Genomic DNA, 17,059 nt, shown 5'->3' with positions numbered 1-17,059 from the left:
TTTTTGAAAAAGATCTGATTTATGACGCTCAATGTTTGAATAGAAATAGAACTAAGTCATTTTTCTCCCTTTATACCAAATATTTTTTGCGCTCGCTCAAGGTTTGGATACTTGATTTACTAAATTTGATGACCGTAAATTTTGATACATGCGCATTCTTATGAATAAGAAATTTTTATTTTTCCTTCTCTTGATGAGCATCAGCAAACTGACTTTTGCTGATAACGTGAAAAAGGCCAGCAAGCTGATGGATAAGCAAGAGTATGACAAGGCTGAAGAACTGTTGAAGGAAGAGATCGCGGTGGATTCCCTTTCGCCTTCGGCAAATTTTGTTTACAGCCAGTTGTTGCTGGTTTCAGAATTTGAAAAGCAAAATGTGGACTCGGCACACGTGAAAATCCTTTTGGCGCAAAAAGGATATCATAACATTGACGATGAGCGGATACTGGACAAGTTGGCCAAGGCGGAAATTACCCGTGATCGACTCGATCAGCAGGAAGCCTTGATCGACAGCCTCGGCTATGAACACACCAAGTCGGTCAATACCATCGACCGTTACCAGTATTTTATAGATGCGTACGCCGATGCCCGCCAAAAGGACGACGCCATTGCCCAGCGCAATAGCATGGCCTATGATCAGGCATCGCAAAAAGGGACTTTCCTGGCTTATTATGAGTTCATGGAACAATACCCCAAAGCCAAGCAGTATCCTAAAGCGCGTAAACAATACGATGCGCTGCTCTTTAAAGCGAAAACAAAAAATGGCAAGCTGAAAAGCTATATGAATTTCCTGAAGGAGTACCCCAATACGCCATTCAGGGCACAGGCCGAGGAACAGATTTTTAACTTTGTGGCTTCGGACAATTCCGAAACGCCTTTGCTGTGGTTTTTGCAGGAATACAGCCAGACCAGCAAGGTGGCGCCTACAGCAATGGGTTATCTTTATTATTGGTACAAGGAGCACGATCAGCTGCCGGCCTTTTTTGAACGTTTTGGCTCGGTATCAAAAATCGACTCCCTGAAGAATTTCGCGCAACTTTCGCAGGCCGACTGGAACCCGTTCTTTGATCAAAAGCAGTTTGTTTTTATTAACCATGAAGGCAAACAGACGATGCCCAACCGTTTTGATGAAGTGGCGCGGGATTACAAATGTAATGCCGTAAGCGGGGATGTTCTGCTGGTGGTGGAGCAGGGTAAATCGAAGCTGATTGCCCGCGATGGGCACCTGGTTTATGATGGGAAAGTAAACGAGGCCTATGACCTGGGCTATGGGGTGATGGAGATTATTAATGGAAATGCCCGAGGCTTGGTACATAAAACGGGGAAAATCCTGGCCACACCTCAGTATGATGAAATCCGCCGGCTGTCACCTTCATTCTTTGCGGTTCGCAAGCGACAGGTTTGGGGGGTAATCAGTGCCACGGGGCGTGTTGCGCTGAAGCCAGAATTTGATGAGGTGGAGCACGAGGGCAATTTTTATATTCTGCGCAAAGGAAAGAAATATGCCTTCACAGACAAGCGTTTTCTGGTGCAGGGAGCGGATAATTCATCGGTACCCTTGTTCTTTAATTTTGATGACTATGAGGTGGTGGACGACGGACATATTATCGGGATTGTCGGTAATCAGGAAGTGCTTTATGATCAGTCGATGAAAGAAATTATTCCTTTGGCTTTGCAATCTATTAACCCTGCAAATTCGCACTGGATCAGTAAAACCACCGATTACGTGCTGTTTGATTCGCTGGGCAACCTGAAGTACGAGGAGGCATTCAACAGCTTTAATTTCAACGATGAATGGTGGTCTGCCCAAAAGAACGGATGGTCGTTACAGCGTTGGGACGACCCTTCCTCTCCAACTTTTGAATATGATTCTGTGGCCTTTCTTGGGCGCGATTTTATTTATACCAGAAACGATTCTACCAGTATTTTATTCAAGAATGGGAAATACCTGAACTTAAAGCAAGGCGAAAAGTGTAAAGTATTAACGACAGGCGATATTGATCAGCCGGTAGAATATCTTGCACTGATTGCGGGCAAGCAATACAAGTCGGTGCTCGATTCCACAGGGCAGGAAGTTCTGAATGGAAATTATTCAAGTATTGTGCCTTTGGACAGTTCGATGTTTGTGGTGGAGGTCAACAAGCGCAAGGGGATTGTGAAGAAGGGCAATCAGCAAATGCTGAAAACGCTTTACAATGGCATTGCGGATTATCAGCAGGGGTATGTGAGTTTATTGCTGAATGGTAAATTTGGTATTTTCAATCCTTATAATTCACTCTATGTTAGGCCACAATATGCAACTAAGCTGGTGCCTGTAAACGATCAGTTGTTGTTTGCCGACAAGGCGGGCAAGTGGGGCGCAGTGGATGGCAAAGGCAAAGAGAAAATTCCTTTCAAGTACGAGATGCTGGAAAATTATGCCGATAGTTTGGTCTTGGCGAAAATAGACAAAAAGTGGCAAGTGCTGAATGTCAGGACGCAAACTCCTTTGATGGAGGGGATTGACCGCTATTTGCCTGTGAATCCGAAGCAAAAAGGAGGCGACCTGATTATTGTGGTGAATGGTAAAGAGGGCTTGTTCAATCAAAAGAAAGGGACAGTGATAAAACCTACATTCGACAGGATGAGCAATATTGGTACCCCTGAGGCGCCCTTGTTTGTGGGTGAAAAGTACATCTCTGAAGCTGATCTGTACATTTGGGTCTATTATGATCAGGCGGGTAACCGATTGCGTCAGCAGACCTTCAATGCGCAGGATTTTGAGCGGATCGACTGTATCGAGTAATGTCCCCATCCGCCGCTGAGGTTATGCCACTGTGTGGTCGGGTTCTTCTGATCAAAGGAGCTTTCCAATAGTGCATCGGTGGGCACTGCCTGCCGGATGATTTTACAGATGGTGGCGGGAAGTCGCCGTTGTCATGATAAAAGCCAAGCCCCCTACTGTAATGCACAGCAGGGGGCTTGTTTTATTAAGGGGATAAGCATAAAAAAAGGAAGCACTTTTGGGCTCCCTGTTTTTGGCGGTGATGTTATCCATCATCAAGGATGAGGTAACACAATGTTGTTGGCGTTTTAAAATTTAGCCAAAGATTTTTTCAAGTCATCAATCAGCTTTTTAGCTACCTGACGAGGCTTTTGCTTTTTAAAGGCTTCCAGTTCCTCTAAAGCAACTTGCCCAAATTCTACCAAACCCTCAGGGTTTTTATCATAGTTGTAGCTTCCGATAACCCAAGTTAATTTTTCTCGGATTACCGCATGTTTTTCAAGATCCAGTTTCTCGAATTTTTCAAGTGCGCTTACGCAAGCTTTTTCTAAAGCTTCTGATTTTGGATCGACTACGGTCACAGTTTCTGCCATAATTATTGGTGATAAATGAAAACGTTCCCTATTTCAATATTGGGGGAAAATGTTAGATGGTTCAACAAAGTATCAAGAACTAATGCTGCTTACACGATGTTGTTAATGTCAATGTAAGTATAAGTGATTGTATTTTAAAGTAAAGTGAAGAGAAATCAAGCGGAAGTGGCATCGTGTTTATTCCTTATTTTTAGTGTTTTTTCACCTAAAAATTAAATTTTTTTCAATGATATGCGGGGTGTTTTTGGCAATATTTGAAAAACAAATTTCAAAATAGCGCCATTTTTGACAAGAAGGGGGGCGTCATTTTTTTTTACTTTCTTGTTTTTAAGGTAATGTTTAAGGTGAAAAAGAACATTTTTTTATGAGCGATTTCACTTTTCTTATGGTTGAAGGGAAATCCAAGTCCTAAATAAGTCTTATCTCAACATACAATCTGTTGAGGGTGCAACAATGGGTGCGTAGTGTTGTATTTGATCTCCTCAGAAATGAACCGTTTTACTGTTGTTTTAAAATTTAGATTAATTTTAAATGATAAAATCGGTCTGAAATTTCAATGGATAATTTAAAGATTTCTGTAATGAATTGAAGTCGTTGAAGGGAGTATATCGGAAACTTTATATAAATAGTCGATAAATAAAAATAGGCTAAAATAATAATTATCACGCAAATGAAGAAAAACTATCATTTCTGCGGGATCTTCTTTATTTTTGCACTGTAAAAAACAGGGATGGTGAAATTAGACATTTATCTCCACCTAATATTTTTTCATTTCATGTTAAGAAATATTCTTACGTTCCAATTATGAAGTATGAACATTTGGCAGTTGGTTTTAAAAACCAAGCTATAAAATATCAAGACCGGATCGCTTATTACTATCAGCCTTATGGTAGTATGGATTGGGTTTCCACTACCTGGAAAGATTTTGCAAATAACGTAGACCTCATTGCCTCGGCATTATTGCACTACGGTGTAGGGGTCGATGAAAAAGTGGGTATTTTCTCACAAAATACACCTGAGTGGACAACTGTGGATTATGCGGTGATGTCTGTTCGTGGTGTGGTTGTGCCTATATATGCGACCAACACCCTGGGGCAGTTGGAGTACATTCTTTCTGATTCAACGATCAAAACCCTCTTTGTTGGTGGGCAGGAGCATTACGATAAAGCGGTTTCTATTTTGGGTACACACCCAACTTTGGAGCGTATCGTTGTGTTTGATCCGTCTGTACAAATCGATAAGAGTAAGCAGGTGATGCTGTTCGAAGAGATGCTGGCAGTAGGGGAGTCCAACAATTTGCGTATGGAAGTGAGTAAACGTCTGGCTACGGCCAAGATGGATGACCTCGCAACGATTATTTATACTTCAGGAACAACAGGCGAACCTAAGGGCGTAATGATGGATCACTCCAACTTTGCGTTTACCAATGAGATTCACGACCTGAGAATTAACTTGACAGAGGAGGACACTTCGTTGTGTTTCTTGCCACTGAGTCACGTTTTTGAGCGTGCATGGACATTTTATGTGTTCTATAAAGGGATGACCAATTACTATTTGCGTGATACAGCCACTGTGGCCGAAGCACTCAAAGAGGTGAAGCCATCCGTCCTTTGTTCTGTGCCTCGATTGTTCGAGAAAATTTACGGAACCATTTACGGCAAGCTTGAAGAAGCACCAAAGGCCAAGCAGAAGCTTTTCCATTGGGCGGTAAATGTGGGTACCAAAGTCATGAACCGTCGCCGTCTGGAGAAGTCAGTGCCATTGTACTTGCGTATGCAGCATGCGGTAGCGGATAAATTGGTGCTTTCAAAAATTCGTGAAGCAGTAGGCGGACGCATCAAAATCATGCCTTGTGGTGGTGGTAAACTGAATGACAATATTGTCAGCTTTTTCCATGCCGTAGGCCTTACAGTGAAGATTGGTTACGGCATGACAGAAACCTGTGCGTCGGTAACTTGTTTTGAAGATACGCACTTCGATGTTCGATCAGCAGGGAAAGTGATGCCGAAAGTGGAGATCCGAATGGGGGCTTCCAATGAAATTTTGGTGAAAGGTGGTAACGTTATGCGCGGATACTACAAAAAGCCCGAAGCGACGGCTGAAGTGTTGGTCGATGGCTGGTTGCGCACCGGAGATGCTGGGCGTTTTGATTCCCACGGAAACCTTGTTTTTGAAGAACGTTTGAAAGACCTGATGAAAACTTCTGGTGGTAAGTATATCGCTCCACAGATGATTGAATCGCAGGTAGGTAAAGATCAGTTCATTGAGCAAATTGCCGTAATTGGTGATGAGAAGAAGTATGTTACGGCATTGATCGTTCCTGCTTTTGATGTGTTGGCTGATTGGGCGAAGAAAAAGAACCTCGAGTTCAATAATGTTAAAGAAATGCTGGAGCATTCTACAGTAGCGGAATTCTTCAACGAGCGTTTGGAGGCACTTCAAAGCAACCTTGCACGATTCGAAAAAATCAAGAAGTTTAAGCTGTTGGGCAAAGAGTTTACACAGGAAAGTGGTGAACTGACCCCAACCATGAAAATCAAGCGTAAAGTCATCAATACTAAATACAAAAAGGAGATTGATGAAATGTACGATGAGCAACAACAGAAAAAAAAAGCAAGCTAAAAGCTTTTAATTGATCTATAGAAAAGGCACCCTCGATGGTGCCTTTTTTTATGGGGCAAACTTTTCGGTAAGGCCGTGAATGATCGCTGAACCGCCACGCAATGGCCTCGGTAGCATTTATTCCTGAATAAAAGTCGGCATGGGCTGAAGTTTCGCCTCGGGGTTTTGTTCAAGGGATTCATTGAAATCAAAGGCCGACATATCATAGTTGATGCGCAATTTGAGTGTTCTGGCATCCTCTTCCTGTATGCCTTCCACGAGTGCTTTCATGGTAGGCTGCGTGCTGAAAATCGGCAGGTCGGCACAATAGTCGATCACCTGATGGATCGTCAGTTGGCTGATAGAATCATAAACAATCACCTTTTCAGTATCTGCAATGCCGTTACGGTCGTACCTTGAATGTTGCAGTGTCGAAATCAGCTGATGGAGTTTCTTGGTCGTTGGAGCATCCTGATGGTCGGAGTACTCCACCTCTTGCACCAATCGGTGTAGGTAATTGAATTTCTGGCTGTCGGAGGTCATCATCACCTGCCAGTTGGAGTCTGCAACGTGCTTGAGCTGTAAGAGCGTGTGTGGTTTTGGGGTGGTTTCCTGTGTTGCTTGCTGGCTTTTTTTATCCTCACAGGCCATCAGTCCACAGGTAAGCATTGTGGCGGTGAGTGCATAGCGAAAAAAGGGAGAGATCATTTTCATATATTGAGTATTATGTTGGTGAAGGAGCATCGCAAAGGGCTTTCTGTTTGACTTTTGCGTAAATTCACGGATATTGCACACTTTCCAGTGTCATATTATAGTAGCAAGATAAAATAATGTTTACAAAAGACCGTTTAACCTTTAAAACAAGTCGGGATTACATCAATAAAGTTAACATGATGATGTACATCCTGCTCGCCCTTCCGCTGATCATTTTTGTGATGGCCTACCTGAAATCGCAGGGCAACCAGTTTGCGGGTATTGTCCACCTTTCAGCATCGGCCACAGCTATATTGCGTGCAGCAAACCTTTTGGTGGTGGTTATCAGCATTGCTATGGGGTATAAAGGATATGCTAAAATACGCAATGAAGCCAAGCCCATCGAAGATTTACGAGAAAAACTGATGGTGTTCTATGGTGCGCTTCAGCAAAAAATCTATTGGATTGCCATCGGGTACTGGATGTCGAGTATTTGCGCTTTCGTTACTGGCGACAAGTTCTATTTCGCCATGTTCTGTATTACCCTGATTGTGTTTTCGTGGAACAACCCCACCTTGCACAAGGTTGCCAAAGACCTTGACCTGAACAAGCAGGAAGGTTGGCAGGTGCTGAAGGGAGAGGAAATTTAAGTTTGGCATGACAGCCATTCATGGCCACACGATTTAAAAATCGCCAAAATAACACTCAATTCTTCCAATGGTCGTGGCAGCGCGCTACGACCTACCTTATTTAGGCAGGATCCCTTGGCCTAACAAACAAAAAATAACCATAGGCTGGCTTTGGTTTTCTATTGAAAAACAGGGCACATGCTGCACCCGTCAGGTGGTTTCCATGTGCCATGTTGAAGGCGGCAATCGGCTTGTTCTGCAGGCCGTCAGTTCCTGCTGAAGTTGCAGCACAAGCCTTCAGTGCCGAAATTAATATACGGCTTTGTAATTCACCACAATATTCATGGTTGCAACGCCTCCGCTGGTTACCGTTACCGGATTAAGTTCCCCTTGCCCATTCATGCTGTTGGCAAAAAGTCCGCCGTCTTCCTCTGTAAGTACCGAATATTTTCCTGCAGGTAATGCAATTTCAAATTGGCCGTCAGCATTGCTTTTGGCACTTTCCACAATCTCAATGCCCGCTTTGTCAATCAGCCCTTCGGCATTGCGCTTGATGTTGGCGTCCTTCACTGGTACCGCAAAATGAATCGTTCTTTCTACGCCTGTTGGTTGTTGGGTTGCTGTACCAATGCTCGGCATCATATTGCCCGAAGCCCAGGTAATTTGTCCTTTCACAGTGCCTGAAGTGGTTTGCTCGGGTTGCTTACAGCTGCTGAAAATCAGGAAGCTGAAAAAAAGGATTAAATGAAGGTGTTGACTCATGTTGTTTTAAATTGATGGTTGATAATGATTTTTAATCAAGGCAAAAAAAAGGCTCTTCAGGGTATTAATAGGTTATTTCAAAGCAATATAATGCAAACATTTAGTAAAATTAGGATTAGTAGGCACATATTCCTGTTCATACTGTTTGAATATTTGAAGTTATTAATGACCTTTGCATCTTACAAAAAATGACTCAGTTAGTCTGAGACTTTGATTGATATGCAAAATCTTGAAGGATTTAAGTCTTTTATTTCAACCCCGAAAAAAGGGGTAATTCTACCACACTCTAAACCTGATGGCGACGCCCTGGGTTCTTGCCTGGCGTGGTACCATTTCCTGCGCAAAACAGGGCATGAGGTAACGATCATCTCCCCAACGGACTATCCCGCTTTTTTGAAGTGGATGAAAGGACAGGAAGAGGTGTTGGTTTATGAGGGTAACGAAGCCGAAGCGGAAAAACTGGTGCAGGATGCCGAAGTGGTGTATTGCCTGGATTTTAACAGCCTCAAACGTATTGGCGGGCTTGGCGCATTGGTGGAGAAATCTGCAGCCATGAAAGTGATGATTGACCATCACCGTGAGCCTGATGACTTTGCTGATTTCCCATTCTCTGATACCACCTATGCGGCAACCTGTGAGATGATCTATGATTTGATCATTGAACTTGATGGCCGGGAGTTTGTGGACGCCGATATGGCCGAAGAATTATATGCGGGAATCATGACTGACACTGGAGGGTTCAAACACTCCAATACCACCCGTAAAACCCATATGATTACGGCAGATCTGATCGCCCTTGGTGCTGATACTGCCAAAATCGGAAAATACATTTACGATGCCAACTCCCTGGACAGGTTGCGCTTTCTGGGATTTGCCCTGAGCCAGCGCCTGCAGGTATTGCCCGAATACCGTACCGCTTTTTTCTCCCTGACACAGGAAGACCTCAAGCGATTTAATGAACAGACGGGCGATACAGAGGGCTTTGTAAATTATGCCCTTTCCATGCGCGAGATCGTTTTTGCCGCCATGATCATCCACCGTAAGGATGGCATCAAGATGTCGTTCCGCTCCAAAGGAACTTTTGACGCCAGTGCTTTTGCCAAAGACAACTTCAGTGGCGGAGGACATAAAAATGCCGCTGGAGGCATCAGCGACATGGAAGATATGGAATCCACAGTAGAAAAATTCACAAGTTTATTGCCTGCCTATAAGGAACAATTACTTGCCGCTAACTAAGATCGACCAGTTAGCATAAAATGCTTGCAGGAGTTTTGATTCCTGCGAGGATTGTTTTTGATTTGAATATTATTGTAAACGTTTTTTTGAGATGAAAAAAGTAATGAGACCCTTAGCCTTCCTTTTAGTGGGAGGAGCTGCAGCCTTGACTTCGTGTGACAACAGCGGAAGCAAAGTTGGTAAATTTACAACAGATTCTGGTATTGAGTACCAAATCGTAGATGCTGGAAATGGTCCTAAATTGGCAGAAGGTCAGTTTATGGAATTTGATTTTGATATGACTGATGCTAAAGATTCTGTATGGCAGACATCTAAAGGTCAGGAAATTCCAGGAATCTTTGAATTCCAAAAAATGCCTGAAGGCAGCCCTGCAAGCCCTGCAGATGCATTGAAGGAAATGGCTGAAGGTGACTCAATGGTAGTTACTTTGCCTGCAAAAATCTTGTTCCCTCAGGATTATATGCGCCCTCCAATGGTTAAAGAAGGAGATACCTTCACTATGCATGTACGTGCAAAGAAATTGATGGCGGGTAAAGAGGCTTTGGCGGCTCGTTTCCGTGAATTAGGCAAAGAAGATATCGCTAAAAATATCGAGAAGTCGATCGAGATGGAAAAAGAAGCCAAGGAATTGGTAGCTAAGGACGATCAGGCGATCAACGATTACTTGAAAAAGAATGACATCAAAGCTGAGAAAACAGAAAATGGTGTTTATATCGAGATCAAGGAAAAAGGCGATGGCCAGGCGGTAAAAGCAGGTGACCAAGTAGAGGTGAACTATGCTGGCCGTACAATGAAAGGCGTTTGGTTCGATACTTCTATTGAGTCAGTGGCTAAAGAACACAACTTGTACCAGGAAGGTCGCCCTTATCAGGCATTTACTTTCCCATTGGGTGCTGGTCGTGTGATCAAAGGCTGGGACGAAGGTGTTGAAGGCTTGACTGTAGGTACAAAAGCAACTTTGTACATCCCATCAGGAATGGCATATGGTGCACAGGCAATGGGCGACAAAATCGCTGCAAACTCTAACTTGGTATTCGACATCGAAGTTGTTGGTGTTAAGGGAACTGATGCCCCTGCGAAATAATCCAGGCTAAAAATATAGCATAAAAAAGGCGACCTTCGGGTGGCCTTTTTTTTGGCCAATTTTTTTCAGCTTCTATGGATTTCCGGAAACTTTGATTATTCTCAGAAAGCTAATTATCTTGTGAAAGCTTTAAATCAAGACGATGATCGACATTCCTCAGAAAAAAGATTCCAATACCGTTGAACTGAAAGCCACTGTTGAACGGGTTACCTTCCATAGCGAAGATACGGGCTACTCTGTCCTGAAAGTTACGCCTGTGGGTCGGGCGCAGGAGCAAACGACCGTTACGGTGCACCAGGGGAAAGTCTTTGCCGGAGGGACCTTTTTGTTTGAAGGGAATTACAGCGAGCACCCCAAGTTTGGGCAGCAGTTCAAGGCTGAACGCATGTTGGAGGTGAAGCCTGCAAGCGCTTCGGCACTGGAGAAATATTTGGGCTCAGGGCTTATCTTCGGTGTCGGCCCGAAAACCGCCAAGCGGATTGTGGCCCATTTCGGAGATAAAACCATGGAGGTGTTTGAAGAACAGATGGACCGCCTTCAGGAGGTGCCAGGCATCGCGGCCAACAAGCTGTCCCAGATTCGGTCGGCATGGCTGGAGCATCGTTCGATCCGAAATGTGATGATGTTTTTGCAGGAATATGGGATCAGTACCCTGTATGCGGTCAAGATTTACAAGGCTTATGAGTTTGATGCCATTGAGATTGTTTCCAAAAATCCCTATCGTCTGTCCAGGGATATTTATGGTATTGGCTTCTTTTCTGCCGATCGGGTGGCCCTTTCAATGGGTTTTGCAGAAGACAGCCCCGAGCGAATTTCAGCAGCCGTAAAACACGTGCTGGCCGCAAGCCGCGAAGAAGGACATTGTTATTTATTGCTGGAGCAGATTCTGGAACAGGCAGGGCAGTTGCTGAAACTGAAGGGTGCCGAAGAGCTGATTAAGCAGCAACTGACCGCACTGGAGCAGGAGAATGAACTGCGTACCCGAAAGCTGAAAGATGAAGAAGGCAACAGCCTGATGGCTTACTATTCCAAAACGTTGTATTATGATGAATTGACGGTAGTCCATGAACTGGAAAGGCTGATGAAGTTTCGCCCGAAGGTGGATACACGCAGGGTATTGAACTGGCTGAACAAATTTAACCAGCAACAACCCTTTCCCCTGAGCGAGGAACAAACGCAGGCCGTGGCAGGCATTGTCGGGCAGTCGGTGAGTGTCTTGACTGGCGGGCCAGGCTGTGGAAAAACCACCACCACAAAAGCCGCCGTTCAGCTTGGGGTCGCGATGGGTAAAAAGGTCCTGCTTGCAGCACCCACAGGTCGGGCAAGTCAGCGGATGTCAGAGGTCATCGGCCGTGAGGCGGTCACCATTCACCGCCTGTTGGTTTTTGATCCCTCGCAGGGTGGGTTTAAAAAAGGGGAGGAGGATCCGCTCGAAGGGGATTTCATTATTGTGGATGAGTGCTCGATGCTTGACATCAGCCTGACGGCCTCCTTGTTAAAAGCCATTGCTTCTGGGGCACAGGTATTGCTGATTGGCGATGCCGATCAGTTGCCGTCTGTTGGGGCGGGCAACGTGTTGAAAGATTTAATGGATTCAGGTCGTGTACCTGTTTTTGCGCTCACACAGATTTTCAGGCAAGGGGCAGCGAGTAAAATCATCACTTACGCCCACCAGATCAATAAGGGACAGGTGCCGAGGATTGAAAGCCCGATCCGTAACCGCTCAGCATGGCAGCAGGAAGACTGCCTGTTTATTGATGCCGAGGAAGCGACGCAGCAACAGGCACAGTTTATCAAGAAGATTCGTCAGACGATGAAATCGGTGGTGGAAAGTGGCGAAACCGCGATTGTCAAAGAGGCCGAGGGCGTTTACAATACTGTTCAGCAACAGCAGGAAGATTATTTTGTGGAGCATATTGATCAGCAAGAGCTTGATCGTATCCGCAAAGAGGGGATTGCCAAATATACCTTCAATGTTCCTTCGCAGTTTATGCATGTCAATGTTACCGACCTGCTCAACACGCCTTCCCAGGCTGCCGCTTTGCAGTCAGTACTAACGAACGTGCACCCGTGGTCGTCTTTGCATTATGGTTTTTCGGCTGCGGATATGGTGGTTCGACTGTATTGCCAGACCCTCCCACAGCAGCTTGGCAAAGATAAGGAAATTCAGATTCTCACACCGATGACCAAAGGAACGCTCGGCACCCGACAGTTAAACATGCTGATTCAGCAGGCAGCCAACCCTCCTGCGGAAACCAAACAGCAGCTGACCATCGGCGATCGGATCTTCAGGGTGAACGATCGCGTGATTCAAAAGCGCAACAACTACGATCTTGAAGTCTTCAATGGCGATATTGGGAAAATTATCAGTATAAACCCTACAGACTTCCTGATCGTGATCGCCTTCGGGAAAAAGCGGGTGGAATATAACCGTGATGCCATCATGGAGCTCGACCTTGCCTATGCCATTACCATTCATAAATCTCAGGGTTCAGAGTTCGATGCGGTCATTCTGCCAGTGGCTACACAGCACTTTAAAATGCTCTTCCGTAATTTGATTTATACGGGACTGACCCGTGCGAAAAAGATGTCGGTTTTTCTCGGTAGCCGCCGCTCGATGTCTGTTGCGGTGCGTAATGAAGATAACCGAAAAAGACAAACCTGCCTGAAGGCCCTGGTGGCGAGGATGGATATTCAGGAATAACAAAAATGCCACAGCTCCTATTGCAGGAACTGTGGCATTTTGTTTTCATGTGCTCATCGAAGGGAGCCTCCCATGAGCATCAGTGGTAATTTCTATTGATTAAAACGCTACCAATACACGACCTTTTACCTCTCCTTTAAGAATGGCATCAAAATAAGGATCAATTTCTTCCAAAGTAACCACCTTGGCAATTTCTTCCAGGTTCGTTGGTTTCCAGTCGTTAGCAAGATTTTCCCATACAATTTTACGCCATTTCAGTGGTAATTCCGCAGAATCTACCCCCAACAGGTTGATGTTTCTCAAGATGAATGGAAAGACATTGGCGTCAAAATTAGGTCCTGTAACCATACCGCAAATTGCAACATTGGCGCCATAGCCTACTTGCTTCAGTACATTGCTCAGCGTTGTTCCGCCCACGGTATCATAAGCACCGCCAAAAGCAGGCTTCAGCATTGGGCGTTTGTTTTCTTCGCTCAGGGTATTGCGGTCAATAACTTCCTCAGCACCCAGCGATTTCAGGTAATCGGCCTCTTCCATTTTTCCCGTGGAAGCCGCCACAGTATAGCCTGCCTTACTGAAAATACTTACCGCCAACGAGCCAACACCGCCCGTAGCTCCAGTAATCAGGATTTTTCCATTTTCAGGTTTTTGCCCCCCTTGTTCCATTTTCCACAAACCAATCCCTGCTGTCAGGCCAGCAGTACCAATGATCATGCTTTCTTTCATACTCATTGATGATGGTAATGGTAATACCCATTCCGCAGGAACAGAGATGTACTCCGCAAAAGCACCATCGGTGTTCATTCCCAGATCATAACTTGTTACAATCACTTCGTCTCCCGCCTTTATGTCACCATGGGTACTTTCTACAACTGTACCTGCGGCATCAATGCCAGGTGTATGCGGGAAATTTCTCGTCACTCCTTTATTACCATTGGCAGAAAGTCCATCCTTAAAATTTAATGCCGCATATTTCACCTTGATCAGCACTTCCCCTTCTGGCAATTCAGGTGCTTTGCGCTCTACAATTGCGCGGGATGCTTTACCTTCATCATCCAATGAAATACGAACAGCTTTGAACGTCAGGCTTTCACTCCAATTACTCATAATTTTTTCTTTTGACTTTGTTTATAAAAATAGTACAACATCAAGATTCGTACCTACCTATTAAGGAAATGCAATAATTTAGAACTTTGTTTCTTGAATTGTATTTTAGTTTACGATAATTATTTGGCCAAACTAAACGTTAGGACAAGAAATAGTATATTTTTATGAAAACGGCATCCAATGAAAAGCCAGAAAATAGAATTTGACAATAAAGATGGAGCAACCCTTGCAGCGGTGCTCGATTTGCCCACAGGTAAGCAGGCAGCTGCTTTTGCCTTGTTTGCACATTGTTTTACCTGTAGTAAAAATCTCAAGCCTATTCAGGTGATTACCGAGCAGCTCACGGCCCTGGGCTTTGGGGTGCTGAGGTTTGACTTTACTGGTTTGGGGCAGTCGGAGGGGGATTTTTCGGAGACCAATTTTTCCTCTAATGTGGCTGATTTGCTTGCCGCAAGTGATTACCTCGATCAGCATTATCAGGCGCCTGTGTTATTGGTAGGGCATTCTCTTGGCGGAACAGCCTCGTTAATGGCAGCCACCCAGCTTGAAAGTGTGAAGGCGATCGCAACCATCGGCGCGCCAGCAACACCGGATCATGTGGCGGCATTAATTTCTGAAGGGGATCAGCAAAAACTGCAGGCGCAAGGGGTGGCGAAAGTGAGCATCGGCGGACGTCCATTTTTGCTGAAGGAACAGTTTCTTGAGGACATCAATACTTTCAAATTGCATGATCAGCTGGCCAATATGCGGGGAAAGAAAGCACTGATCTTACATGCTCCACAGGATAATATTGTGGGTATTGACGAGGCGCAGAAAATCTACGAGGTGCTGCATCATCCCAAAAGCTTTATCTCTCTTGATGGTGCCGACCACCTCTTGACAGCGCCCCAACATGCTGGTTTTGCCGGCAAGATGATCGGTGCATGGGCATCGGACCTGCTGCCTGAAAAGGATATGCCCACTGCACCAGCGGGGGAAACGGTGGTGAGTATCGGGACGACAAAATACAAGAGTAAAGTGGCCACTGCGGGTATGCAATTTATTGCGGATGAGCCCGAAAGCGTTGGTGGTGGAGGCCTCGGACCGTCGCCTTACGATTTGCTGAATGCCGCTTTAGGTACCTGTACTGCCATGACGTTAAGAATGTATGCTGACCGAAAGGAGTTGCCGCTGGAGGGCGTGAAGGTTTTTGTTCAGCATGAAAAACGCAGGATGGTTACCGAGCAGGGGGAAGAAGAAAAGGTGGACGTTTTTGAAAGAAAGCTGGAAATTTCAGGCCCATCGCTCACCCCTCAGCAACGTGCAAGGATGGTCGAAATTGCCGATAAATGTCCTGTGCATAAAACATTGCATCATAAGGTGGTCGTGTACACGGAACTTAAAGAGGAATAGTGATATCTCTTGTTCGGGTTCCCCTGATAAGCCTCGGAGCGCCCTGCTTGGCGCAAGCATTGAGGAAAATAAGGGGGCATTATTATGGGGTGTAACAGCAGTTCATCATGACAATGAGATTAATGGTGCCACTCCCAATTATTGCGCGATTTTGTATTGTCCAAAGGTGATACAGATTTCCGCAGATCTTTTTATTTCGTCAATCGGATATCGCAAATTCACAGACACTTTACTATTCTTTTTGATGAAGGGGCCATTAAGAAAAGTGTGCGTTATTTACAGGTTGTAGTATGAGTTTTCAGTCCTCCATAACATCCCGACCTAATGATGATTTATTGGCAGTAAAAAAATCATGCGGTATTCAGGTGTGCGTCATTAGTCCCTTTTGGTCATGCGACTGAATTTGCCTGAAAGTTTTTTTGAGAAATAGTATTGCTGTAGTGGAGACGGTCCGCTGATATGAAATATTCATTATAAATAAGCGTGATTGATGTGAAATTCATTGCCAATTGCATTGTATGCTATATATTTGGTAAATCACCGTATTTTAATTCAACTCAACCGATATGAATAACCCGAACGAACACGCCATTTTTCTGATGCATTGCTCCGATCAGCAGGGAATAGTGGCGGCCGTCAGTCGATTTATAGATGAAAACCAGGGGAATGTTATCTCCCTCGATCAGCATGTAGACAGTGCCACCTCTCGCTTTTTTATGCGGGTTTCTTTTGAGATTGCAGGCTTTTTAGTTCCCAAAGATCAACTTGCGGATTATTTCAGCACCCTTGTTGCCAAGCGTTACGGCATCACCTTCGAGCTGCATTTCAGTTCCCGTACCCCACGCATGGCGTTGTTTGTGTCCAAAATGTCTCACTGCCTTTACGATATCCTCTACCGTTGGCAATCTGGGGAATGGCGCGTGGAAATCCCGATGATCATCAGTAATCATGAAAACCTGGAGAAAGTGGCACGGCAGTTCGATATTCCTTATCATTTTCTGCCAATGAATAAAGAGAACAAAGCAGAAGTGCAGGCACAACAAATGGCGCTGATCGAAGAATACCAGTGCGATTTTCTGGTGTTGGCTCGATATATGCAGATTATTCCACCAGACTTCATCAGGAAATTCCCTAACCGAATCATCAACATTCATCACTCATTCCTGCCAGCCTTTGTGGGGGCCAAACCCTACCATGCTGCACATGACAGAGGAGTGAAAATTATCGGGGCGACGAGCCATTACGTAACAGAAGACCTGGATGCGGGGCCGATCATTGAGCAGGATGTTGCCAAGGTCAGTCATAAAGATGATGTCGCCGACCTGATCAGGAAAGGGAAGGACCTCGAGAAAATTGTGCTCTCAAGAGCTATACGTCAGCATATTAAGCACAAATTGATTGTTTTTGAGAATAAAACGGTAATTTTTGATTAAATTTAATGCTCATAAACAAGCTTTTGGGGTGTCTGTAATTGACATTTCAGGGGGCTGAGTT

Annotated in this window: 12 protein-coding genes; 8 read left to right on the top strand and 4 right to left on the bottom strand. The window is 44.8% G+C overall.

Annotation, left to right across the window (positions count from 1 at the left end; genetic code table 11):
- Nucleotides 1-160 precede the first annotated feature (160 nt).
- A complete protein-coding gene (locus AABK40_RS10740; RefSeq protein WP_338397039.1) occupies nucleotides 161-2,785 on the top strand; it encodes a WG repeat-containing protein in 2,625 nt (874 codons plus the stop codon).
- Nucleotides 2,786-3,072: 287 nt separating this feature from the next.
- On the opposite strand, the gene AABK40_RS10735 is transcribed toward AABK40_RS10740, so the two are convergent.
- A complete protein-coding gene (locus tag AABK40_RS10735; RefSeq protein WP_332919994.1) occupies nucleotides 3,073-3,357 on the bottom strand; it encodes a hypothetical protein in 285 nt (94 codons plus the stop codon).
- 804 nt (nucleotides 3,358-4,161) lie between these two features.
- Here AABK40_RS10735 and AABK40_RS10730 point away from each other — a divergent pair.
- Nucleotides 4,162-5,979, top strand: coding sequence for an AMP-dependent synthetase/ligase (locus tag AABK40_RS10730; RefSeq protein ID WP_332919993.1), 1,818 nt, complete (start codon nucleotides 4,162-4,164; stop codon nucleotides 5,977-5,979).
- Between the two features lie 117 nt (nucleotides 5,980-6,096).
- Here AABK40_RS10730 and AABK40_RS10725 read toward each other — a convergent pair whose 3' ends face one another.
- Entirely contained in the window at nucleotides 6,097-6,672 is a 576-nt protein-coding gene (locus AABK40_RS10725) for a hypothetical protein (RefSeq protein WP_338397038.1), read from the bottom strand.
- A 116-nt stretch (nucleotides 6,673-6,788) separates the two neighbouring features.
- Between AABK40_RS10725 and AABK40_RS10720 the strand changes: the two genes are divergently transcribed.
- On the top strand, nucleotides 6,789-7,301 hold the full coding sequence (locus AABK40_RS10720) for a hypothetical protein (protein ID WP_332919991.1): 513 nt from the start codon (nucleotides 6,789-6,791) through the stop codon (nucleotides 7,299-7,301).
- A 288-nt stretch (nucleotides 7,302-7,589) separates the two neighbouring features.
- Here the strand turns inward: AABK40_RS10720 and AABK40_RS10715 are convergent, their stop codons facing one another.
- The gene (locus AABK40_RS10715) at nucleotides 7,590-8,042 is read right to left on the bottom strand and encodes a carboxypeptidase-like regulatory domain-containing protein (RefSeq protein ID WP_338397037.1); all 453 of its coding nucleotides are present in this window, start codon (nucleotides 8,040-8,042) and stop codon (nucleotides 7,590-7,592) included.
- 219 nt (nucleotides 8,043-8,261) lie between these two features.
- Between AABK40_RS10715 and AABK40_RS10710 the strand changes: the two genes are divergently transcribed.
- The 3 genes from AABK40_RS10710 to recD2 all read left to right on the top strand — a co-directional run bounded on the left by AABK40_RS10710 (nucleotide 8,262) and on the right by recD2 (nucleotide 13,066).
- Nucleotides 8,262-9,278, top strand: a complete 1,017-nt coding sequence (locus tag AABK40_RS10710; RefSeq protein ID WP_332919989.1) for a DHH family phosphoesterase — start codon at nucleotides 8,262-8,264, stop codon at nucleotides 9,276-9,278.
- A 91-nt stretch (nucleotides 9,279-9,369) separates the two neighbouring features.
- Nucleotides 9,370-10,362: an FKBP-type peptidyl-prolyl cis-trans isomerase gene (locus tag AABK40_RS10705; protein WP_338397036.1), complete on the top strand. Its 993-nt coding sequence runs from the start codon at nucleotides 9,370-9,372 to the stop codon at nucleotides 10,360-10,362.
- A gap of 142 nt (nucleotides 10,363-10,504) precedes the next feature.
- Nucleotides 10,505-13,066: an SF1B family DNA helicase RecD2 gene (gene recD2 / locus AABK40_RS10700; RefSeq protein WP_332919987.1), complete on the top strand. Its 2,562-nt coding sequence runs from the start codon at nucleotides 10,505-10,507 to the stop codon at nucleotides 13,064-13,066.
- Nucleotides 13,067-13,165: 99 nt separating this feature from the next.
- Here recD2 and AABK40_RS10695 read toward each other — a convergent pair whose 3' ends face one another.
- Nucleotides 13,166-14,173, bottom strand: a complete 1,008-nt coding sequence (locus AABK40_RS10695) for a YhdH/YhfP family quinone oxidoreductase (protein WP_338397035.1) — start codon at nucleotides 14,171-14,173, stop codon at nucleotides 13,166-13,168.
- Nucleotides 14,174-14,353: 180 nt separating this feature from the next.
- Between AABK40_RS10695 and AABK40_RS10690 the strand changes: the two genes are divergently transcribed.
- Nucleotides 14,354-15,565, top strand: coding sequence for a bifunctional alpha/beta hydrolase/OsmC family protein (locus tag AABK40_RS10690; RefSeq protein WP_338397034.1), 1,212 nt, complete (start codon nucleotides 14,354-14,356; stop codon nucleotides 15,563-15,565).
- A gap of 566 nt (nucleotides 15,566-16,131) precedes the next feature.
- Entirely contained in the window at nucleotides 16,132-16,998 is an 867-nt protein-coding gene (purU, locus tag AABK40_RS10685; RefSeq protein ID WP_332919984.1) for a formyltetrahydrofolate deformylase, read from the top strand.
- The last annotated feature ends 61 nt before the right edge of the window (nucleotides 16,999-17,059 follow it).

Source organism: Persicobacter psychrovividus (assembly GCF_036492425.1).
Lineage (GTDB): Bacteria > Bacteroidota > Bacteroidia > Cytophagales > Cyclobacteriaceae > Persicobacter > Persicobacter psychrovividus.
This window is presented reverse-complemented; position numbering and strand designations above follow the sequence as displayed.